General features: G+C 71.0%; 21 protein-coding genes and 1 pseudogene. 12 read left to right on the top strand and 10 right to left on the bottom strand.

Annotated elements, in window-relative coordinates; translation table 11 throughout:
• Positions 1-9 precede the first annotated feature (9 nt).
• Positions 10-2493, bottom strand: a complete 2484-nt coding sequence (locus QQM39_RS04675) for a ThuA domain-containing protein (protein WP_301995355.1) — start codon at positions 2491-2493, stop codon at positions 10-12.
• 178 nt (positions 2494-2671) lie between these two features.
• Between QQM39_RS04675 and QQM39_RS04670 the strand changes: the two genes are divergently transcribed.
• Positions 2672-3694, top strand: coding sequence for a multicopper oxidase domain-containing protein (locus QQM39_RS04670; RefSeq protein ID WP_301995354.1), 1023 nt, complete (start codon positions 2672-2674; stop codon positions 3692-3694).
• Positions 3695-3708: 14 nt separating this feature from the next.
• On the top strand, positions 3709-4644 hold the full coding sequence (locus QQM39_RS04665; RefSeq protein ID WP_301995353.1) for an ornithine cyclodeaminase family protein: 936 nt from the start codon (positions 3709-3711) through the stop codon (positions 4642-4644).
• Between the two features lie 7 nt (positions 4645-4651).
• Here the strand turns inward: QQM39_RS04665 and QQM39_RS04660 are convergent, their stop codons facing one another.
• Entirely contained in the window at positions 4652-4825 is a 174-nt protein-coding gene (locus QQM39_RS04660; protein ID WP_301995352.1) for a hypothetical protein, read from the bottom strand.
• A gap of 239 nt (positions 4826-5064) precedes the next feature.
• On the opposite strand from QQM39_RS04660, the gene QQM39_RS04655 reads away from it, so the two are divergent.
• Positions 5065-6102, top strand: coding sequence for a LacI family DNA-binding transcriptional regulator (locus QQM39_RS04655; protein ID WP_301995351.1), 1038 nt, complete (start codon positions 5065-5067; stop codon positions 6100-6102).
• An 82-nt stretch (positions 6103-6184) separates the two neighbouring features.
• Here QQM39_RS04655 and QQM39_RS04650 read toward each other — a convergent pair whose 3' ends face one another.
• Complete coding sequence (locus QQM39_RS04650) at positions 6185-6976, bottom strand: VOC family protein (protein ID WP_302003476.1); 792 nt, start codon at positions 6974-6976, stop codon at positions 6185-6187.
• Between the two features lie 306 nt (positions 6977-7282).
• Between QQM39_RS04650 and QQM39_RS04645 the strand changes: the two genes are divergently transcribed.
• The gene (locus QQM39_RS04645; protein WP_301995350.1) at positions 7283-7537 is read left to right on the top strand and encodes a WhiB family transcriptional regulator; all 255 of its coding nucleotides are present in this window, start codon (positions 7283-7285) and stop codon (positions 7535-7537) included.
• A 1327-nt stretch (positions 7538-8864) separates the two neighbouring features.
• Here the strand turns inward: QQM39_RS04645 and QQM39_RS04640 are convergent.
• The 5 genes and pseudogenes from QQM39_RS04640 to QQM39_RS04620 all read right to left on the bottom strand — a co-directional run bounded on the left by QQM39_RS04640 (position 8865) and on the right by QQM39_RS04620 (position 13949).
• On the bottom strand, positions 8865-9839 hold the full coding sequence (locus QQM39_RS04640; RefSeq protein ID WP_301995349.1) for an acyl-ACP desaturase: 975 nt from the start codon (positions 9837-9839) through the stop codon (positions 8865-8867).
• Between the two features lie 217 nt (positions 9840-10056).
• Positions 10057-10833, bottom strand: a complete 777-nt coding sequence (ddaH, locus tag QQM39_RS04635) for a dimethylargininase (RefSeq protein WP_301995348.1) — start codon at positions 10831-10833, stop codon at positions 10057-10059.
• 276 nt (positions 10834-11109) lie between these two features.
• A pseudogene (locus QQM39_RS04630) lies at positions 11110-11443 on the bottom strand (excinuclease ABC subunit UvrA); the annotation flags it as partial.
• Positions 11444-11453: 10 nt separating this feature from the next.
• A complete protein-coding gene (locus QQM39_RS04625) occupies positions 11454-13079 on the bottom strand; it encodes an ABC-F family ATP-binding cassette domain-containing protein (RefSeq protein WP_301995347.1) in 1626 nt (541 codons plus the stop codon).
• Between the two features lie 453 nt (positions 13080-13532).
• The gene (locus QQM39_RS04620; protein ID WP_301995346.1) at positions 13533-13949 is read right to left on the bottom strand and encodes an SsgA family sporulation/cell division regulator; all 417 of its coding nucleotides are present in this window, start codon (positions 13947-13949) and stop codon (positions 13533-13535) included.
• 222 nt (positions 13950-14171) lie between these two features.
• Here QQM39_RS04620 and QQM39_RS04615 point away from each other — a divergent pair, with 222 nt between their 5' ends.
• Positions 14172-15275 carry an oxidoreductase gene (locus tag QQM39_RS04615; protein ID WP_301995345.1) on the top strand — a complete coding sequence of 368 codons (1104 nt, stop codon included), beginning with the start codon at positions 14172-14174 and terminating at the stop codon, positions 15273-15275.
• Positions 15276-15323: 48 nt separating this feature from the next.
• The gene (locus QQM39_RS04610; RefSeq protein WP_301995344.1) at positions 15324-15647 is read left to right on the top strand and encodes a plasmid stabilization protein; all 324 of its coding nucleotides are present in this window, start codon (positions 15324-15326) and stop codon (positions 15645-15647) included.
• A gap of 3 nt (positions 15648-15650) precedes the next feature.
• Here QQM39_RS04610 and QQM39_RS04605 read toward each other — a convergent pair whose 3' ends face one another.
• Positions 15651-15947 (bottom strand): YciI family protein, encoded by a 297-nt coding sequence (locus QQM39_RS04605; RefSeq protein ID WP_301995343.1) that lies wholly within the window; start codon positions 15945-15947, stop codon positions 15651-15653.
• 62 nt (positions 15948-16009) lie between these two features.
• Here QQM39_RS04605 and QQM39_RS04600 point away from each other — a divergent pair, with 62 nt between their 5' ends.
• The 3 genes from QQM39_RS04600 to mmpA all read left to right on the top strand — a co-directional run bounded on the left by QQM39_RS04600 (position 16010) and on the right by mmpA (position 17367).
• Positions 16010-16747, top strand: a complete 738-nt coding sequence (locus tag QQM39_RS04600; protein ID WP_301995342.1) for an endonuclease V — start codon at positions 16010-16012, stop codon at positions 16745-16747.
• 34 nt (positions 16748-16781) lie between these two features.
• A complete protein-coding gene (locus tag QQM39_RS04595) occupies positions 16782-17159 on the top strand; it encodes a hypothetical protein (RefSeq protein ID WP_301995341.1) in 378 nt (125 codons plus the stop codon).
• 61 nt (positions 17160-17220) lie between these two features.
• A complete protein-coding gene (mmpA, locus tag QQM39_RS04590) occupies positions 17221-17367 on the top strand; it encodes a morphogenic membrane protein MmpA (RefSeq protein WP_301995340.1) in 147 nt (48 codons plus the stop codon).
• A gap of 54 nt (positions 17368-17421) precedes the next feature.
• Here the strand turns inward: mmpA and QQM39_RS04585 are convergent, their stop codons facing one another.
• Positions 17422-18600 carry a trans-acting enoyl reductase family protein gene (locus QQM39_RS04585; protein WP_301995339.1) on the bottom strand — a complete coding sequence of 393 codons (1179 nt, stop codon included), beginning with the start codon at positions 18598-18600 and terminating at the stop codon, positions 17422-17424.
• Between the two features lie 92 nt (positions 18601-18692).
• On the opposite strand from QQM39_RS04585, the gene QQM39_RS04580 reads away from it, so the two are divergent.
• The 3 genes from QQM39_RS04580 to QQM39_RS04570 all read left to right on the top strand — a co-directional run bounded on the left by QQM39_RS04580 (position 18693) and on the right by QQM39_RS04570 (position 21496).
• Positions 18693-19067: an MmcQ/YjbR family DNA-binding protein gene (locus tag QQM39_RS04580; RefSeq protein WP_302003475.1), complete on the top strand. Its 375-nt coding sequence runs from the start codon at positions 18693-18695 to the stop codon at positions 19065-19067.
• Between the two features lie 129 nt (positions 19068-19196).
• Positions 19197-20357: a CaiB/BaiF CoA-transferase family protein gene (locus tag QQM39_RS04575; RefSeq protein WP_301995338.1), complete on the top strand. Its 1161-nt coding sequence runs from the start codon at positions 19197-19199 to the stop codon at positions 20355-20357.
• Complete coding sequence (locus QQM39_RS04570) at positions 20354-21496, top strand: acyl-CoA dehydrogenase family protein (protein WP_301995337.1); 1143 nt, start codon at positions 20354-20356, stop codon at positions 21494-21496. The genes QQM39_RS04575 and QQM39_RS04570 overlap by 4 nt, the downstream gene beginning before the upstream one ends.
• Positions 21497-21536: the final 40 nt, after the last annotated feature.

Genomic DNA, 21536 nt, shown 5'->3' with positions numbered 1-21536 from the left:
GTTGTCGTGTCACTGCGTCCCCCTCGCCAGCTGGTCGGCGGCCGCAGTCGGTGCGCCGCCCGTGTAAGTGACCCGCCACAGCGCGGACTTGGCGTCCGAGGTGAAGAAGCCGCGGCCGTAGTCGAGGACGTACAGCGCGCCGTCCGGCCCGAACTTCCAGTCCATGAGGTTCTTGATGCCGTCGTTGCCGATCGGCACGATCTTCTTCAGCGACTCCGAGTGGACCGGCAGACCGCCGTCACCGTGGGTCTTCGGGTCGGTGATCACCGCGTTGCGCGGCTGGTCGGCGTCGTAGAAGTCGCCGACGAACCACTTGCCGTCCCAGTACGCCGGCCACTTGACGTCACTGGTCGCCGAGACGGCGTCGTACCGGTAGACCGGCCCGTTCATCGCGGCCTGCCCGCCACCCTTGAGCCACGGCAGCAGATAGGTGGACTCCTCCTGCTTGTACGACGGCACGCCGTTCGCGTCGCGCGGGAAGTCCGGGGCGCCGCCCTGGGGCGAGTACCAGATGTTGTTGCCGGTGACCGGCGGGAGGTTGACGAGGCCGTCGTTGTTCGGTGACTCGTTCTTCGGGTGGTCGCAGTCGTACCAGCCCAGCGGCTTGGTCGGGTCGGGCAGATTGCGGTCGCGGTAGGGCTGCTTGTTGCCCATGCAGTACGGCCAACCCCGGTTGCCCGCCTGGGTGATGACGGCGAAGGTGTCGTACTTCGCCGGGCCCCACGTGGTGGAGGGTGCCGAGGCGTCCGGGCCGACCCAGCCCGCGTACAGGATGTCCGTCGTCTTGTCGACGAAGATGCGTGCGGGGTTCCTGACGCCCATCACATAGATCTCGCCGCGTGTCTTGCCGCCGCCCTCGTCGGTCTCCCGGCCGGTGAAGAGGTTGCCCTCCGGCAGCGTGTACGTGCCGTCCGGCTCCGGGTGGATGCGCAGGATCTTGCCGTTGAGGTTGTTGGTGTTGCCGGCGGTGCGGCGCGCGTCGGCGAAGGACACGCCCTTGTGGTTCGGCTCGGGGTTGTTGCCCGAGTAACCGTCGCTGAAGCGGCTGGAGTTGTTGTCGCCGGTCGCGATGTACAGGTTGCCCTTGGAGTCCCAGGCCATCCCGCCGCCCGCGTGACAGCAACTGTGGATCTGCACCGGCCACTTGAGCAGTACCTTCTCGCTGCCCAGGTCAAGCTTGCTGGTGGCGAGGTCCAGCGTGAAGCGGGAGACGCGCCGCTCTGCCATCCGCGTGTCGCGGTTGATCCGCGCGTGCGGGGTGTAGTGCAGGTACACCCAGCCGTTCTCCTCGAAGCGCGGGTCGAGTTCGATGCCGAGGAGCCCCTCCTCGACCTTGATCAGCTCATCACCGCCGCCCTTGTTGCCGAAGACGGTCAACGCGCCTGCCAGGGTGACCTTCTTGGTCCTCGGGTCGTAGACATGGATCTCGCCCTTGCCCTTGCCGATGTCCGGGTTGTTCCAGTCGGTGATCACCGGCTGGGAGGAGTCGGCACCGCCCCGACCGATGTAGAGCACGCGGCCGTCGGGCGCGGTGACCAGGCCGTGCGGCTCGCCGATCTGGTCGTTCTGGCCGGGCTGGTTGGGCTGGGTGAGGCGCTCGGCCTTGTAGTTGCCGGTGATCGTCGCCGTGCAGTCGGCCTGCACCAGCCGGGCGGTCCAGAGCAGGGCGCCGCGCAGATGCGTACGGAAGTCGCTCTCGTCGTACGACGACACCGTGCCGCCCATGCCGGTGTAGAAGGAGCGGCCGCCGTCGTAGTCGCGGCACCAACTGACCGGATGATCCCAGCCGTTGGCGGTCGACGACCCCGGCTGGTATGTCGACTCCCGTACACGGGCGACTGTATGCACATTGCCCGACGGGTTCTTCGCCCAGTTCAGCCACTTGTCCGGCCGTTTCCACTGCACCGGAAGCTCCTTGGTGGCCGGATGCCGCCGGTCACCGACCTCGACGACGGCCCGCTGAACGTTCGCCGGGCCGCCGGCCGCCGGGCGGGCGCCGACGAGGCCGGTGAACCACTCCGAGTACGGCTCGGCACGGGCCGCGTCATGGATGCCGACGAAACCGCCGCCCGCCTCCATGTAGGCCTCCAGCCCCGCCTCCTGCTCGGGGTCGAGGACATCGCCGCCGCCGGTGAGGAACACGATCGCGTTGAAACGGCCCAGCCTGGTCCCATCGGTGAAGACCGAGGCGTCCTTCGTGGCCTCGACCTTGAAGCGCCGGTCGGCCGGGCCCGACAGGCCGATCTTCTCGATCGCCTCGATACCGGCGTTCACCAGCGGCGACTCGTCGCCCGCGGCCGCGGAGCCGTGGAAGATGAGCACCCTTACGTTCGCGCCGCCCGGTGGCGACTTGACGGACATCGTTGTCGGGGGTGGTTCCGGGACCGGGCGCGCATCGGCCGCCGGAGCCGACATCAGCCCGGCGGCGACGATCCCGGTGGTCACAGTGGCCACCCAGGTCTGTCTTCTCGTGCTCAACCCTCGTAAGTGCATGGGCACCTCCACGGTCACAGCAACAGCGACAAGGAAGCTAGACCCCTTTGAACGACTCGCCAATACCTATGGCCGTACTGGGACCAACTTTGTCCTGAGTGTGGATAAACGAGGGAGTGGCCGGTACCGTCTCACCGGTTCATCCCGGCAATTTCCGTACCGCCGTAGGGAGTTCGGCATGAACGAAGGCAGCTTCGACAGACGCGGCTTCGACAGGCGTGCCTTCGACAGGCGCGCCTTCAACAGACGCGTGTTGCTGGGCGGCGCGACCGTCGCGACATCGTTGTCCCTGGCGTCGGTGCCCGAGGCCGTGAGTGCCGACACACCGCCGCGGACCGCCCCGGCCGGCGGCGAGGTCAGGCACTTCAAGCTGTACGCCGAGAAACTCGCCGACGGGCAGATGGGGTACGGCCTGGAGAAGGGCAAGCCGACGATCCCCGGCCCGCTGATCGAGCTCAACGAGGGCGACACCCTGCACGTCGAGTTCGAGAACACGATGGACGTGCCGGTGAGCCTGCACGTCCACGGCCTCGACTACGAAATCACCAGCGACGGCACGAAGTTGAACAAGAGCGACGTCGAGCCCGGCGGCTCCCGCACCTACACCTGGCGCACCCACGCCCCCGGCCGCCGGGGGGACGGCACCTGGCGCGCGGGCAGCGCCGGCTACTGGCACTACCACGACCACGTCGTCGGCACGGAACACGGCACGGGCGGCATCCGCAAGGGCCTGTACGGTCCGGTGATCGTCCGCAGGAAAGGCGACATCCTCCCCGACGCGACCCACACGATCGTCTTCAACGACATGCTCATCAACAACAAGCCCGCGCACAGCGGCCCGAACTTCGAGGCGACGGTGGGCGATCGCGTCGAGTTCGCGGTGATCACGCACGGCGAGTACTACCACACCTTCCACCTGCACGGTCATCGCTGGGCCGACAACCGCACGGGCATGCTCACCGGTCCGGACGACCCCAGCCAGGTCATCGACAACAAGATCGTGGGCCCCGCGGACTCGTTCGGGTTCCAGGTGATCGCGGGGGAAGGGGTCGGAGCGGGCGCGTGGATGTACCACTGCCATGTGCAGAGCCACTCCGACATGGGGATGGTGGGGTTGTTCCTGGTGAAGAAGGCGGACGGGACGATTCCCGGGTACGAGCCGCACGAGCACGGAAATCAGTCGGCCGAGCATGAGCACTGACCGATCATGGGCCGGTGACCCTTCTTCTGACGCGCAGTGACCTGGAAGCCGTACTGGAGCCGGAGCCCTGCCTGGCCGCGCTGAGGGAGGGCTTCCGGGATGCGGACGCCGCTCTCGTCGCGGGGCGGCGGGTACGGGCCGACCTGCCGTTTCCCGGTACGGCGACGGCGCTGCTCCCCGGAGTGCTGCCGGGCATCGAGGCGTACACAGTGAAGGTGAACGCCAAGTTCACGCACGCCCGGCCCGCCCTGCGCGGGGTGATCTGCCTGCACAGCGGCGAAGACGGCGAGTTGCTCGCCCTACTGGACTCGGCGACGATCACCGCGTGGCGTACGGGCCTGGCGGCGGCCCTGGGAACCCACCTTCTCGCCGGTCCCGGCGACGTGCTGGGTGTCATCGGCGCGGGGGCGCAGGCGGAGCTCATGGTGCGGGGGCTCCGCGCGCTGCGGAGTTACGGCGATCTGGCCGTCCACGACACGGACGGCGACCGTTGCGCCGACTTCGCCGCACGCCACGGCGGCCGGCCGGTGGGCTCGGCGCGGGAGGCCGCCGCGGTGGCTGACACCGTACTGCTGGCCACCTGGTCACGGTCACCGCTGCTGTCCCTGGCCGAGACCAGGGAAGGGCAGCACTTCACGAGCCTGGGCGCCGACGAGCCCGGAAAGCAGGAACTGGCGGCCGACCTGCTTCAGGCGGCGCTGCTCGTCGTCGACGACCGCGAACTCGCCTCCGTCATGGGCGCGTTGGCGGCGGCCCGCCTGCCCGCGGAAGCCGCCGACACCACCCTCGGCGCCGTACTGCGCGGCGAACACCCGGGCCGTACGAGTACCGCGGGCCGATCCGTCTACGCTCCCGTCGGCCTGCCCTGGCAGGACCTGGCGCTGACGTGGATGGCATATCGGGCGGCGGAGCGGCAGGGGGTCGGGCAGCGGGTCGATCTGCTGAGCTGACTCGCGCTCAGCGCGCTCGACCCGCACGGGACGCGGGCGCGGCACCCTCGGCGGCTCCCGCGCTGCTGGAACCGATGAGGCCCAGGGCCGCGCCGACGGAGAACAGCAGCCACCACCTGCGGGACATGCCGGCCCGGCGCAGCCCTCGTACAACTGGCTCTCTCCTGGGAGTGGTCCGCATCGCATCTCCTGTTCCGGGGCCGTGCCGCCCTGTACCCCGGGCGGCCATCAGCAGCAGCCTCGGTCGCCGTCGAGGGAGCTGCCAGGCAAGATCGGCCAAATGGATCACCCGGTCGTACGGCGGTCCGCACCGCTCTCCGCATTGCCGACGCACGCGGTTCCCACGGAGCGGAGAGCGCTCTCACACCCGTCCCCCGCCAGGACTATCCTGATCCGCAACCCCAGCCGAGGAGCCGCGCAGTGACCGAAACCGCCCCACGCCCCACCCTGGAGGCCGTGGCCGCACGGGCCGGGGTCTCGCGGGCCACCGTGTCCCGGGTGGTCAACGGCGGGGACGGCGTGCGCGAGCCCCTCGTGCGGCGGGTCCGCGAGGCGGTGGAGGAACTCGGGTACGTGCCCAACCAGGCCGCCCGCAGCCTGGTGACCCGGCGGCACGACGCCGTCGCCGTCGTCGTCGCCGAACCGGAGACCCGCGTCTTCGCCGACCCCTTCTTCGCCCTGCAACTCCGCGGAATCAGCAAGGAGTTGACGGCCCACGACAACCAGCTCGTACTGCTCCTCACCGAGGGCCGCGACGACCACGCCCGTGTCGGCCGCTACCTCGCCGGCGGGCATGTCGACGGAGCGCTCGTCTTCTCACTGCACCTCGACGACCCGCTGCCCGGTCTGATCCAGCACGCCGGAGTCCCCACCGTGTTCGGCGGACGGCCCGACTGGAGCGGCGACCGGCGAGGCGTGGTCTACGTCGACAGCGACAACCGTGGCGGCGCCCGCGACGCCGTGCGCCACCTCGCCGGCCTCGGCCGCACGCGCATCGCGCACATCACCGGCGCCCTCGACCAGACGTCGGCGGTGGACCGGCTCGACGGCTACCGGGACGTCATGGTCGACGCCGATCCGCGGCTCATCGTCGAGGGCGACTTCACGCCGGCCGGCGGTGAGCGGGCGATGCGTGAGCTTCTCGAACGCTGCCCGGACCTGGACGCCGTGTTCGCCGCCAACGATCTCACCGCCGCCGGGGCTCTGCGGGTGTTGCGCGAGTCGGGGCGGCGGGTGCCGGAGGACGTCGCGGTGGTCGGGTTCGACGACATGCTGCCGGTCGCGGAACAGACCGAGCCCGCGCTCACGACGGTCCGTCAGGACATAGAGGAGATGGGCCGGTTGATGGCCCGGCTGTTGCTCCGCGGGCTCGACCGGCGCGCCACCGAGCAGGGCGTCGGTGCCGCGCCCTCCAGCGTGGTGCTGCCGACCACGCTGGTGCGGCGCGCGTCCGCGTAGGTCGTCCGACGGGAGCTCGCGTCCCTCCGGCTTGCGTCCCGCTCCTTTTCAGCCCTGCGGCGACTTCAGCCCTGCGGCGACTTCAGCTCTGAGGCGGCGCGCTCTTGATCACCGCGAAGCGTGCCCCGTACGGGTCGGTGAGCTTGGCGATACGGCCGACGTCCGGCAGGTCCGTGGCCGGCATACGGACCGTGCCGCCCAGCTCCTGCGCCTTGGCGACCGTGGCGTCCGTGTCCGTGACCTCGAAGTACGGCAGCCAGTACGCCGCGCCCTGCGCCTCCGCCGGATCGTCGGCCTTGTCGACGACCCCGCCGAACATGGCGTCCTCACCCTCCCCGGCAGGGCTGAACGTCGTGTAGGTGCCGCCGTAGAAGTCGAGGGCGAAGGTCTCCAGGCCGAGCGTCGCGTTGTAGAAGCCCGCCGCGGCCGGTACGTCCGTGGTGTACAGCTCCAGCCAGCACAGCGAGCCGGGCTCCCGGACGACGTCGAGGCCCTTGTTGGTACCGGGCTGCCAGAGGCCGAAGTGCACGCCCGCCTTGTCGGCGAGGATGGCCATACGGCCCAGGTCCATCACGTCCATCGGCTGTATCAGCACCGAGCCGTGCGCCTGCTCGGCCGCCTTCGCCGTGGCGTCCACGTCCGGTGCCTGGAAGTACACCGTCCAGGAGGGCGGCCCCTGCTCCTCGGTGGTCTGCATACCGCCGGCCGTGGTCCTGCCGCCGAGCTGGAAGAGGCCGTAACCGCCGGTCTCGGGCCCGCCCGGCTGGAACCGCCAGCCGAACAGGCCGCCGTAGAAGGAAGCGGCGCCCTCGATGTCGGGTGTGCCGAGGTCGATCCAGTTCGGCGCGCCGGTGACATAACGGGTGGTGAGCATCATCGCCCTCCTCGGAAGGGTCCCGTCGTCCGTTGTGTGTCCCTTGTGCTGTCTGCTGTGCTGTCTGCTCTGCCGAGTCTTGCACCGGCCACTGACAATCGCTGCCGGAGCGCGACAGCCGACTGCGGTAACCGCCGCGGTCACCGTGGGTGACCAGCGAGGACCTCCATGTCTTTCACCTGTTTGCGCGCGCCGCCGTGCGCCGCAGCGCGCGCAGGGGGAGCATCGAGTCGGCCGGCGGCCCTGCGGCGCGGCGTTGATCCCGCGTTGATCGAACGTTTTTCGCCGACCGGCACGATCCTGCGTATGCACATCGACACGATCACAACGATCACCTCGCCCGACCTGGACTGGCAGCAGGAGGCGTTGTGCGCGCAGACCGGGGCGGACTTCTTCTTCCCCGAGCCGGGCAGCTCCGTACGGGAGGCAAAGCGGATCTGCGGCCTGTGCCCGATCCGCTCCGCGTGCCTGGAGTACGCGCTCGACAACGACGAACGCTTCGGCGTCTGGGGCGGCCTGTCGGAGAAGGAACGCCTGGAGCTCAGGCGCACGTCACGCTGAACCGCTACGCCCTGGCCCGCGACCGCACCTCGCCGAACCGGCACGGGTACACGAACCGCACGCCCTGAGGCGCCTGCGTGATACCCACTGTCACCGCCCGCTCGGCCGGAGCGGCCCTGGCCAGGACCCCTGACGCACGGGGCCCGGACCGGAAGCCTCGCGCCCCTTACCGGCGCCGTGTGCCTCCGGCGGTCGACCCCGATCTTCGCCCCGCAAGTCCGGGGGCGTGCGCTGGATTCTTGCGCCCCCAGACCTCGGCCCTGGGCCCTGGGCCCTCGGCCTGGAGTGTGGCTTGCCCTGCTGTGCCTGGGCGTGCAGCCCCGGGCCTGCGGCGTGCAGGCGGCGGTCCCTGCCTGGCCTGGGCCTGGAGCCTTGGGCCCGCGGCCCGTGGTCCCGCCCCATGGCCGGGAGTGTGGCCGGCCCTTCTGGCCCTGGGCGTATAGCCCCGGCTCACGGCCTGGAGTGTGGCTGGTCCTGCCTGGGCCTCGGTGTGTAGCTCCGGGCCTGCGGCGTGCAGGTGGCCGGCCCTGCCTGGGGCCCGCGGCCTGTGTCCCGCCCCTCGGCCGGGAGTGTGGCCGGACCCTTCTGGCCCTCAGCGTGTAGCCCCCGGCTCGCGGTCTGCTGGCCCTGCCTGGCCCTCGGCGTGTAGCCCCGGCCTACGTGTCCTGCGGGTGGCTGGCCCTGCCTGGCCCTGGCCCTGGGCCGGAGCCTTGGGGCCTGCGGCCCGTATCCCCGCCCTTCGGCCTGGAGCTTGGCCGGCCCTGCCTGGGCTTGGAGCCTTGGGTCCGCGGCCCGTGTTTCCGTCCCTCGGCCTGGAGTGTGGGTAGCCCTGCTGGCCCTGGCGCGTAGCCCCTGCCTCGCGGCCGGCAGCGCGGCTGGCCCCCTGCCTGGCCCTCGGCGAGTAGCCCGGGCCTGCGGCCTGCGGGTGGCTGGCCCTGCCTGGCCCTGGCCCTGGCCCTGGGCCGGAGCCTTGGGGCCTGCGGCCCGTATCCCCGCCCTTCGGCCTGGAGCTTGGCCGGCCCTGCCTGGGCTTGGAGCCTTGGGCCCGCGGCCCGTGTTTCCGTCCCTCGGCCTGGAGTGTGGGTAGCCCTGCTGGCCCTGGCGCGTAGCCCCTGCCTCGCGGCCGGCAGCGCGGCTGGCCCTGCCTGGCCCTCGGCGAGTAGCCCGGGCCTGCGGCCTGCAGGTGGCCGGCCCTGCCTGGCCCTGGAGCCCTGGGGGGCCGCGGCCCGGATCCTCCGCCCGGAGGTCCTGACCTCAGCCTCGCCCCGAGCTCCCGCCGCTCAGCCCCCGCCCGAGCTCCCGACCCTCAGCCGCTCAGCTCTGCCCCTCAGCCCGCAGCCCGAGTCGCCATCCGGGCCTTTCGGGCTGCCAGCTTCTCGTCGAACTTCAGGGCCTCCGCGTCCAGGCCGCCCATGAACAGGCCCAGCTCCTCCTGGGCCTTCTGGCCCTCCGGGCCGAGGCCGTCGATCTCCATGATCTTCAGGAAGCGGAGGACGGGCTGGAGGACGTCGTCGTGGTGGATGCGCAGGTTGTAGACCTCGCCGATGGCCATCTGCGCGGCGGCGCGCTCGAAGCCGGGGATGCCGTGGCCGGGCATGCGGAAGTTGACGAGCACGTCCCGCACCGCCTGCATCGTGAGGTCGGGGGCGAGTTCGAACGCGGCCTTCAGCAGGTTCCGGTAGAAGACCATGTGCAGGTTCTCGTCGGTCGCGATGCGCGCCAGCATGCGGTCACAGATCGGGTCACCGGACTGGTGGCCGGTGTTGCGGTGCGAGACGCGCGTCGCGAGCTCCTGGAAGGCGACGTAGGCGATGGAGTGCAGCATCGAGTGCCGGTTGTCCGACTCGAAGCCCTCGCTCATGTGGGACATGCGGAACTGCTCCAGCTTGTCCGGGTCAACCGCGCGCGAGGTGAGCAGATAGTCGCGCATCACGATGCCGTGCCGCCCCTCCTCCGCCGTCCAGCGGTGCACCCACGTGCCCCAGGCGCCGTCACGGCCGAAGAGCGAGGCGATCTCGTGGTGGTAGCTGGGGAGGTTGTCCTCGGTGAGGAGGTTGACGACGAGGGCGATGCGGCCGATCTCGGTGACCTTGGACTGCTCCTTGTCCCAGGCCTCCCCGTCCTCGAAGAGGCCGGGGAAGTTGCGGCCGTCCGTCCACGGCACGTACTCGTGCGGCATCCAGTCCTTGGCGACCTGCAGATGGCGGTTGAGTTCCTTCTCGACCACTTCCTCCAACGCGTACAGCAGGCGGGCGTCGGTCCAGACGGCGGGGCTGCCAAGGTGAGGGGAAGCGATCGTCACGGGAACTCCAGGGGGACGCACAACATGGGGCATGGGACCGGCGAGCGGTTGCCGGAACCTACGGGATCGTAGGCTACGAACCCGTAGGTTACGAAGCCGTAGGTTAAGAGTGATGTAAAGAGTGCTGATCAGCCACTGTGTCGCCGTGATTTCACGGGGATGCGCAAAGCCCCAGGACCCGCAGGTCCCGGGGCTGAGAGCGCGATCAGTCAGTCGGTCAGGCGTACAGTTCCCGCATTCGCACCGAGAGGCATGTCACACATCCTTCGAGCTTCTCGAACTCGCTGATGTCCACCGGAACGGGCTCGTGACCGAGGTCGGCGAGCAGCTCCGCCGTCTTCGGCGCGCTCGCGGCCATGAGCAGCTTGCCGCCGCCGAGCAGCACCACATGCGCCCCGGACTCCTCGGGCACCGGAAGGAAGCGCGGGAACAGCGACGGCACGTCCAGCTGCGGGATGCGCCCGAGAATCGTTCCGTCGGGCAGCGCCGTGATCGCCGACTTCAGGTGCAGCACCTTGCTCACCGGTACGGCTACGACCCGCGCCCCCAGCGGTTCGAAGGCGGCCCGCAGCTGCTGGACGCCGACCGCGTTGGTACGGCCGCCGCGGCCGACGTAGATCGTGTCGCCGACCTTCAGCACGTCGCCGCCGTCCAGCGTGCCCGGCTCCCAGATCCAGTTCACGGAGCAGCCCAGCGAGGCCACGGCCTCCTCGACGCCGATGGTCTCCGGGCGCCGGGACTCGGCGCCGGGCCGGGTGATCAGCGCGACGTTGCGGTACATGACGACCGTGTCTTCGACGAACACCGCGTCGGGGCAGTCGTCGGCCGGGTCGACCTCGATCGTCTCCCAGCCGTGCGTACGCAGGGCCTCCGTATACGCCTCCCACTGCTCGACCGCGAGGTCGACGTCGACCTTCTCGCGCTCGATGTGTGTCACCAGCCCTTCGGCGAGGCGCGGGCTGGGGCGGCGGACGAGGGCCTTCTTGCTGGGCACGAGGGATCTCCGGGTCGGTGGCAGGTGTCGGCGCCATGCTGCATGGGGCACCGACCCGCCATCATGCAGGTGCTACCCGCCCGTACAAAACCCTCCGGGTCAGGCTGTGGCCCTCCTGAGATGCTCCGCGGTGAAGGAGCCGGGGGCGTCGAGGAGCTGTCGTGGGGCTCCTTCGAAGATCACCCTGCCCCCGTCCCTGCCCCCGTCCGGCCCCAGGTCGATGATCCGGTCGGCGTGGGCCACCACGTCCAGGTTGTGCTCGACGACCACCGCCACCAGGCCGTCGCACTCGGGGCACATCCCGGAGGGGTCGTTGAAGGAGTAGGCGGTCGCCGGTCCGGCGCTCGGCGTGCCGTGCCGGGGCCACTCCCGCCCCACGGTCGTTGCGCACGAACCACGTGAAGGTCTCGTTCAGCCGGTGCTGCGACTCGACCGCGATCGTGTCGAAGACGATCGACGACTTCCCTGATCCCGAAAGGCCGGTGAACACGGTCAGCCGGCCTTTCGGGATGCGGAGGGAGACGTCTTTGAGATTGTTCTCCCGGGCTCCCGTGATGGTGATGAATCCGTGCGCGAATCCGTGCGCGAATCCGTGCGTGAAATCGGCCACGAAGCCGAAGCTAGGCGAGATACCCGACAGCCTCTGGCGTGATTTCTTTCAGCTCTCCGTCCTCCACCATCAGCCAGCGCGTGATGCCGATCGACTCCAGGAACGGCAGGTCGTGACTGGCCACGATCAGCGCCCCCTCGTACGACTCCAGGGCCGTGGTGAGCTGCCGTACGCTCGCCATGTCCAGGTTGTTCGTCGGCTCGTCCAGCATCAGCAGCTGCGGTGCGGGCTCGGCCAGCATCAGCGCGGCCAGCGCGGCCCGGAAGCGCTCACCGCCGGACAGCGTCGCCGCCTTCTGGTCGGCGCGGGCTCCCCGGAACAGGAAGCGGGCAAGGCGTGCCCGGACCCGGTTGTTGGTGGCGCCCGGCGCGAACCGGGCCACGTTCTCGGCGACCGACAGCTCGCCGTCGAGCACGTCGAGCCGCTGCGGCAGGAGGCGGAGCGGAACATGTGCCGTCGCCGCACCCGACACCGGTTCCAGCTCCCCGGCGATCGTCCGCAGCAGCGTCGTCTTGCCCGCGCCGTTGCGCCCGATCAGCGCGATCCGCTCAGGGCCACGCAGATCGAAGCCGCCGTTCACGCGCGCGCCGTACGCCAACTCCAGGTCCAGGAGCGTGAGGACGGTCCGCCCCGGCGGTACGGCCGTGTACGGCAGGTCGACGCGGATCTCGTCGTCGTCCCGTACGGCGTCCACCGCCTCGTCGAGCCGCTCCTTGGCCTCGGCGAGCTTCTCCTCGTGCATGACGCGGTGCTTGCCGGCGGACTCCTGTGCCGCCCGCTTGCGCGCCCCCATGACGATCTTCGGCTCCCGCTTCTGGTCCCACATCTTCTGCCCGTACCGCTTGCGCCGGGCCAACTTGACCTGGGCGTCGACCAGTTCACGCTTCTGCTTCTTCAGGTCGGCCTCGGCGACCCGCACCATCCGCTCGGCCGCCTCCTGCTCGGTGGCGAGGGCCTCCTCGTACGCCGAGTAGTTGCCGCCGTACCAGGTGACCTCCCCGGAGCGCAGATCGGCGATCTGGTCGACGAGGTCCAGGAGTTCGCGGTCGTGGCTGACCACCACCATCACCCCCGGCCAGGCGGCGACGGCCGCGTACAGCCGCCTGCGTGCGTACAGGTCGAGGTTGTTGGTGGGCTCGTCGAGCAGCAGGACGTCCGGGCGGCGCAGCAGCAGCGCGGCCAGCCGCAGCAGCACCGACTCGCCGCCCGACACCTCGCCGATCGTGCGGTCCAACTCGACGTGGCCGAGCCCGAGTTCGCCGAGCGTGGCAAGAGCGCGCTCCTCCACGTCCCAGTCGTCGCCGACGGTCTCGAAGTGCTCCTCGGCCACGTCACCGGCCTCGATGGCGTGCAGCGCGGCTCGCCGGTCCGCGATGCCGAGGGCCTCGTCGACCTTCAGGCCGGTGTCGAGGGTGACGTTCTGCGGGAGGTAGCCGACCTCGCCGGCGACGCGCACGGCGCCGTCGACCGGGGTGAGCTCACCGGCGATGAGCTTCAACAGGGTTGATTTCCCTGACCCGTTGACGCCGACGAGTCCGGTCCTGCCGGGGCCGAACGCGACGTCGAGGCCCTCGAAGACGGGGGTGCCGTCGGGCCAGGTGAAGGAGAGGGACGTACAGGTGAGGGAAGTAGACATACGGGCCTCCGCGGATGCTCGAAGCGATCAAGGGCAAACGCGTATCGAGACACCGGCGACCGACGGGGAGGCCTCAGAGGGTTCGGGGCCATGAGAAAAGCCCTGCTCCGGAGGACGGCTCGAACGCCGAGGTCGCACGCAGCGCAAACACACCTCAGGTGTGGCGCGGTGTCTCAGGACCTCAGACGAGCAACGTCCTTCTCCAATCGACGGCAACAGGACCGTTGTAGACGGTAGGAGGGGGGCGAGGGCCTGTCAACGGAATTAAAGCGAGCCCGGGCATGCTCGACTTCTCAACGCCGGTCGGCGTCCTTCAGCCCGTCCGGCGTTTGAAGACGAGGCCGTGCAGGCCGACGGGGGTCCAGGGGGCGGCTTCGCCCCCTGGCGGGGTGGAAGGGGCTCCGCCCCTTCAGGGATGGGACGGGTAGGGGCGGCGGGGGCGAGGAAACCGCCTCAGCAGGCGTCCCGCATGAGTTCCGCCAGATCACGGTCCAGGTCGAGCTGAAGGTGCTCCAGCCCGAGCGGCACCAGCTCGCTCGTCGACTGCAGAAAGCGCTGCACCTCGCCCGTGCGGATGTGCACGACGGCCGTGCCCTCGGGCGCGTGGAACTCCAGGACCGTACGGTCGAACCCGTACGGCCGCACCCGCACGTCGCCGTGGCCCTCGGGCCGCTCCAGCCCGGCCACGAGCAGCTCGCGGCTGAAGGTCCAGCAGACCTCCACGCCCTCCAGGGTGGCCGGGGCCGGGAAGGTCATGCGGACGGCGAACGGGTCGCGCCGGTCGTAGTGCAGGGTCGCGGGAATGCTCGGCATCCGCGGCGCGGCGGCGACGAGACGGGCCTCAACGGGCTGCTCGATTACGGTGGACAACGCCATGCTCCCTTGTGACAGCTGGACGAACTTCCGGGCGGACGAGACCGGGCACTGGTAGAGACGACGGAATCAGCCAATCCGTGCACCCCGGATTCGAGTGACCTCTGTCACCGCCGTCATGCATGGGAGTGGCTCGTTCGTCCTCCGTGCCGGGAAAGTCACATGTGGTCCCCGGGGTCATCTGGACGATGCCGGGGTGGTCGGCTAGCTTCGCCCGCCATGAGGCGTTCGGGGAGCACGCGACGGTCGGGGCGTACGTTTCGGACAGTGGCCGCGGGGGTGGCGTGCGGGGCGGCGCTGGCCGCGCTGACCGCCGTACCCGCGCAGGCGGACCAGCCGGAGCGGCGGGCACCGCACTGGGAACTCAAGGACAGTGGCACGCCCGAGGTGCGCTTCCGCGGGCTGTCCGCGGCCAGCCGGAACACCGCCTGGCTGGCCGGAACCCAGGGCACCGTCCTGCGCACCACCGACGGCGGCGCGACCTGGCGGAACGTCTCGCCACCCGGCGCCGCCGAGCTGCAGTTCCGGGACGTCGAGGCGTTCGACGCGCGGCGCGCCGTGGTGCTGGCCATCGGAGAGGGCGAGGCGTCCCGCGTGTACCGCACGCAGGACGGCGGCGCGACCTGGACCGAGTCCTTCCGCAACACCGACGCGCGGGCCTTCTACGACTGCATGACCTTCTTCGACCACCGCCACGGCCTGGCGATGAGCGACCCGGTGGACGGAAGGTTCCGCATCCTGTCGACCGGCGACGGCGGCCGCTCCTGGAAGGTGCTGCCCGGCGACGGGATGCCCGCCGCGCTGGAGGGCGAGGCCGGCTTCGCGGCGAGCGGGCAGTGCCTGGTCACCTCCGGGCGGAAGGACGTCTGGCTGGCCACCGGCGGGGCCGCACGCGCGCGTGTGCTGCACTCCGCCGACCGGGGGCTGACCTGGACGGCCGCCGACACACCGGTCCCGGCGGGCGACCCGGCCCGCGGCGTCTTCGCGCTCGCCTTCCGCGACCGTACGCACGGCCTCGCGGTCGGCGGCGACTACCGCCCCGACCAGGCCTCCCCGCAAGCTGCCGCCCGTACCGGCGACGGGGGCGCCACCTGGCAGCCCGCCGCGATGCCGGTGAACGCCTACCGCTCCGGCGTCACCTGGCTCCCGCACAGCCGTACCGCCGCCCTCGCGGTCGGCCCCGCCGGCACCGACCTGACGACCGACGGCGGGCGCACCTGGCGGACCGTCGACACGGGCTCGTACGACACCGTGGACTGCACACCGGACCGGGGCTGCTGGGCCGCGGGCGAGAAGGGCAGGGTCGCGCGGTGGGAGAGCTGACGCCGGAATGTGGGTACTCGGTCGCCGACTGCGAGAGGAGTGACTCATATGCCAGCCGGTTCGAGCTCGAAGCGGGAACGCCAGTACGAGCACATCAAGAAGAGCGCCGAGGACCGGGGCGAGAGCACCTCGCGCGCCAAGGAGATCGCGGCGCGAACGGTGAACAAGGAGCGCGCACGGTCCGGCGACTCCAAGACCGCCAGCCGTACGTCCACCCAGGACATGTCCTCGGGCAAGCGGGGCGGCCAGCGGTCGGGCAAGGGCTCCCAGGGGCCCACCTACGACCAGCTGTATGAGGAGGCCAAGAAGCGCAACATCCACGGGCGTTCGGACATGAACAAGGGCCAGCTCAAGCAGGCGCTGGGCAAATGAGGCTCAGCCGGGCGTCTCGCGGTGGCGCGCGAGCTCCGGGGCCGTCTTCGTGGCGGCGAACTCGGTGATGCGATACGCGCAGACGCCCGCGCCGACGAACGGGTCCGTCGCGGCGATCGCCTCGATCCGCGCCCGGTCCTCCGCGACAGCGAGGATCACCCCGCCGTCGCGGGGGTTCTTGCGCCCGGACGCGAGGAACGTCCCCTTCTCGTACTGCTCGTCGAGCCACGCCACATGGGCCTCCAGCACGGCGTCGACGGCATCGAGCGGGGCGGTGTAGGTCAGCTCGAGTACGAACATGATCACGAGCGTACCCCCGAGCCCGCCGCGGCCGTCCCGGGCCCCGTACCCTCGTCCCCACCATGACGACCGTACGCATTCCAGCGGGCTGGCCCGCGACCGAGGAAGAGGCCCGCGCCGTCCAGGACGAACTGCGCGCGCGGGTGGTGCTCGACGCGCCGGGGCCGCCGCCCGGAGCCGGGCACGTGACCGGGGTCGACGTGGCCTACGACGACGAGCGGGACGTGGTCGCCGCGGCCGCGGTCGTCCTGGACGCGGCGACCCTCGACGTCGTCGCCGAGGCCACGGCCGTCGGCCGGATCTCCTTCCCCTACGTCCCCGGCCTGCTCGCCTTCCGCGAGATCCCCACGGTGCTGGCCGCCCTGGAGGCTCTGCCCTGCACGCCCGGCCTCGTCGTCTGCGACGGCTACGGTCGCGCCCACCCCCGCCGCTTCGGCCTCGCCAGCCACCTCGGCGTCCTGACCGGCCTGCCGACGATCGGCGTGGCCAAGAACCCCTTCACCTTCACCTACGACGACCCCGCCCCCGAACGCGGATCGTCCGCGCCGCTCATGGCGGGCGACGAGGAGGTTGGCCGCGCCCTGCGCACCCGGGGCGCCGTCAAGCCGGTCTTCGTCTCCGTCGGCCACCGGGTGAGCCTCGACAACGCCTGCGCGCACGCGCTCGCGCTGGCCCCCGAGTACCGACTTCCGGAGACGACGCGCCGCGCGGACTCGTTGTGCCGCCGGGCGCTGAAGGAGGCGACCGGTCCCGGACCGGAACTCGCCGCCCGAGCGGCTGCGGACCCGACCCGGACGTGAGGGCGGCCCCTCTTCTAGCGTCGGCCCCTGCCCCGTGGCCTGGGCAGGGCGCGTGCTCGCGGCCGCGGAGGAGGGCCTGGGCCGTACCCCGGAGATCGACGCCGCGGTGGAACTGGCGGGCGACCGCGATCGTCGGAGTCGGGGCAGCGAGGTGTTCGGGCTGGTCCGCGGGCGGGGGATTGAGGCCGGGGAGCACCCGACGGAGCAGCAGCGGCTGTTGGTCCGCCTCGCGGAGCTGGTCGGCGAAGTCGCCCACAACGAGGCAGTGCCACCGCCCTTCTACGACCATCACGCGGGCTGGCAGATCGGCCCCATCGCCGTTCGGCTCGCCCACGCGGCGCCCGATCCCGCCGTGCGGGACCGGATCGCGGCGGCGTTGGGGGACTGGCCGGCGCCCGATCAGGCCGACTGAGTACCTCGGCTGAGTACCTCTACGGATGTCGCCCCCGGCGGTGATCGGCAGGCTGTGACGCATGACGACGCACCGCGCCACGAAGCCCCTTGCCGACCCGAACCGTCCCGTCGAGCGTGCCGTGACGGCCGCGCTGGTTCTCGCCGTGGTGGCGGGGCTCGCCTGGATCGGCGGGATGATCTTCACTGTGGCGGGGTGGACCCAGTAGGACGGTTCGGCGTAGGACCGGTTCGGCCCGGGGCCGCTTCGGCGTAGTGCCGGTTCAGCGGGTCGCGGCCACCCGGAAGGTGATCCCCGCCCCGCGCAGCCGCTGGATCAGCGTGTCCCCCATCGCGACCGCCGTCGTGACCTGGCCGGCGGTGGGCGGCAGGTCATCGAAGGCGAGGGACAGGGCCGACTCGGCGAACATCTTCGCCGTCTCGTCGTACCCGGGGTCGCCGCCCGCCACCTCGGTGAAGACCCGTCGGCCACCGCCCTCGCCGACGAAGCGGACCGAGAACCAACTCCTCGCGCGCTTCTCGGGGCTCGGACCCTCGCCGGGCTTCAGCCGGTCGGACAACCAGCGCCGGGCGGGCGGCAGTTGGGCGGCCGTGACGAGCGCTCCCATCGCGGCGACCCCGCCGACGGCGATGGGCAGATGCCGTACGGCGGCGTAGTGGCGGTAGCGGAAGTCGGGGCCGTAGCGTTCGAGGGCCCGCGCGGATCGCTTGACGATCTGCGGGTCGATCGTCGGCAGCGGCACCGCCCACGCACCCACCTCCTTGGCGAACCGGGGCGCACCCGTCGGCGCCAGTGCCCGGCGCCCCATCAGCCGCGGCTCGTGGCGGGCGCGGTCGCGTGCGGCGGTCAGCATCTGGCGTCCGCGCGAGAACTGGTTGAGCGCCGACGCGAACGTGCCGCCCGAGAAGGTGGCGTCGGCCGTCACGAACCCGTCCACCGCCAGGGGCACGCCCTCCGGCAGCTGCTGGACGGTGAAGTACGCGCCCAGGTCGTGCGGGATCGAGTCGAAACCACAGGCGTGCACCAGCCTCGCGCCCGTCTCACGCGCGCGTGCGTCGTGCCGGACGTAGGTCCGGTCCACGAACTCCGGCTCACCCGACAGGTCGAGGTAGTCGGCGCCGACGTCCGCGCAGGCGGCGACGAGATCCTCGCCGTACGTCACATAGGGACCCACCGTCGTGGCCACCACGCGCGCGTGCTCGGCGAGACGGCGCATCGAGGCCGGATCGGCGACGTCCGCCTCCAGCACCCCGACCCCCGAGCCGCCGGGCAGCCGCTCGCGCAGCCTCTCCAGCTTCTCCTTGCTGCGGCCGGCGATCGCCCAGCGCAGCCCCTCGGGCGCGTGCGCGGCGAGGTACTCCGCGGTGAGTGCCCCGACGAAGCCCGTGGCCCCGAAGAGCACGATGTCGTACGGACGATCCGTCCTGTTCAGCCTGGTCATGACACCCCTCGGTCTCGCAGCACGCGCCGTTGTCGGTGGCCGAGGCTAGCGTGAGGAGTGCGGAGCCCGACGACGAGGCCGGGAGGTATGTGGTGGCCGTGCCCAGGAATGCCCTGAAGAAGTGGGAGAAAGTGCGCGAGTTCGCCCTCGGCATGCCGGGCGCCGCCGAGGAGTACCCCTGGGGCGAGACGGTCGCGAAGGTCAACAAGAAGGTGTTCGTCTTCCTGGGCGTCGACGACGGCAGCTATCCGCTGGGCATCACGGTGAAGCTCAAGGACGAGTCGGCCCACGCCCTGACGTGCCCGGGCGCCGAGCCCGCCGGGTACGGCCTGGGCAAGTCGGGCTGGGTGAGCATCCCGCTGGAACAGAAGGGCGCCCCGGCGGCGGAGCTGCTGTGCGACTGGGTGGAGGAGAGCTACCGCACGATCGCGCCGAAGCGGCTGATAGCCGAGCTGGACGGGCGCTGATGGCGCCGGGGCGGGTTCGCGGCCGGGCTTCCGGCGGGTAACTTCCTAAGCGCTTGCTCTTGTGTCCGTGGATGCATCTTCTTAGCATCGCTGGTGTTACAGCAGTTGTGTCACATATCTGGGGGCTGGATGGCAACGACGCCAGGACAGGGCCCGCTCACCGGCGTGCGCGTGGTCGAGCTGGCCGGCATCGGGCCCGGCCCGTTCGCCGCCATGCTCCTCGCCGACCTGGGCGCCGACGTGGTCCGCGTGGACCGGCCCGGCGGCACGGGACTCGCCATCGAAACCGCGTACGACATCACCAACCGCAACAAGCGCTCGGTGATCGTCGACCTGAAGTCCCCCGACGGTCCCGCCCGCGTCCTCGACCTCGCCGCCCGCGCCGACATCCTCATCGAGGGCTACCGCCCCGGCGTCGCCGAGCGCCTCGGCGTCGGCCCCGAGGCCTGCCACGCCCGCAACCCGGCGCTCGTCTACGGCCGTATGACCGGCTGGGGCCAGGAGGGACCGCTCGCCCACCGCGCCGGCCACGACATCGCGTACATCGCGCTCACCGGCACCCTCGGCATGATCGGCAGCCCCGACGAGCCGCCGGCCGTCCCCGCCAACCTGGTCGGCGACTACGCGGGCGGCTCCCTCTACCTCGTCGTCGGCGTCCTCGCCGCCCTCCATCACGCGCGCGCGACCGGCACCGGCCAGGTCGTCGACGCCGCCATCGTCGACGGCACCTCCCACCTCGCCGCGATGATCCACGGCATGCTCGCCGCCGGCGGCTGGCAGGACCGGCGCGGCGCCAACCTCCTGGACGGCGGCTGCCCGTACTACGGCACCTATGAGACGGCCGACGGCAATTACATGGCGGTCGGGGCCCTGGAACCCCAGTTCTACGACGAGTTCCTGGAGCTGCTCGGCGTCACGGACTTCGCCTCCGCCCGCAAGGACCGGGCCCGCTGGGGCGAGCTGCGCGAGGCGGTCGCGGCTCGCTTCAAGTCCCGTACGAGAGACGAGTGGACGGCCGTCTTCGAGGGCTCCGACGCCTGCGTGGCCCCCGTCCTGTCCCTGCGCGAGGCCCCGCACCACCCGCACCTCGCCGCCCGCGGCACCTTCACCGACCACGGCGGCATCACCCAGCCCGCGCCCGCACCGCGCTTCTCGGCGACCCCGACCGCCGTACGGACCGGCCCCGCGCAACCGGGCGCCGACACGGCGGAGGTCGCGCGTGAATGGGGCGTACCCGAGCTGATGAAGGGCCTCGAAGTGGAGGACACCGACATGAAGGGCCTCGAATGAAGCGGCAGATCTTCGCTCCCGAGCACGACGCGTTCCGCGAGACCGTGCGCGCGTTCCTGGCCAAAGAGGTGCTGCCGTACTACGAGCAATGGGAGAAGGACGGCATCGTCTCCCGGGACGCCTGGCGCGCCGCAGGCAAGCAGGGCCTGCTCGGGCTCGCCGTGCCCGAGGAGTTCGGGGGCGGCGGCACGCCCGACTTCCGCTACAGCGCCGTACTCGCCGAGGAGTTCACGCGCGCGGGCGCGCCCGGCCTCGCCCTCGGCCTGCACAACGACATCATCGGCCCGTACCTCACCTCGCTCGCCACCGACGAGCAGAAGCGGCGCTGGCTGCCCGGCTTCTGCGACGGCTCGCTGATCACGGCCATCGCCATGACCGAGCCCGGCGCCGGCTCCGACCTCCAGGGCATCCGCACCCACGCCGAGGACCGCGGCGACCACTGGGTGCTGAACGGCTCCAAGACGTTCATCTCCAACGGCATCCTCGCCGACCTGGTCATCGTCGTCGCGAAGACGACCCCCGAGGGCGGCGCGCACGGCCTGTCGCTGCTCGTCGTCGAGCGCGGCACGGCCGGCTTCGAACGCGGCCGCAACCTCGACAAGATCGGCCAGAAGGCGCAGGACACGGCCGAGCTGTTCTTCCACGACGTACGCGTGGCCAAGGAGAACCTCCTCGGCGAACTCAACGGCGCCTTCGTCCATCTGATGACGAACCTCGCCCAGGAGCGCCTGAGCATCGCGGTCTCCGCGATCGCCGCCGCCGAGCACCTGCTGGAGATCACCACCGACTACGTCAAGGAGCGCGAGGCCTTCGGCCGGCCGCTCGCCACCAAGCAGCACGTCCGGTTCGAGATAGCCGAGATGGCCACCGAGTGCGCCGTCACGCGCGCGTTCCTCGACCGCTGCATAGCGGACCACGACAGCGGCACGCTCGACGCCGTGCACGCCTCCATGGCCAAGTGGTGGGCGACCGAGCTGCAGAAGCGGGTCGCGGACCGCTGCCTCCAACTGCATGGCGGCTACGGCTATATGAGCGAATTCCCGGTCGCCCGGGCCTTCACCGACGGCCGCATCCAGACCATCTACGGCGGGACGACCGAGATCATGAAGGAGATCATCGGCCGTTCCCTGCTCGGCTGAGACCGCACTGCCCGACCAAGGCTCCATCGCTTGGCTGACT

This window comes from Streptomyces sp. DT2A-34 (assembly GCF_030499515.1).
In the GTDB taxonomy this organism is placed as follows: domain Bacteria; phylum Actinomycetota; class Actinomycetes; order Streptomycetales; family Streptomycetaceae; genus Streptomyces.
Note: the sequence above shows the minus strand (reverse complement) of the source record. Positions and strands in the feature narration are given on the sequence as shown.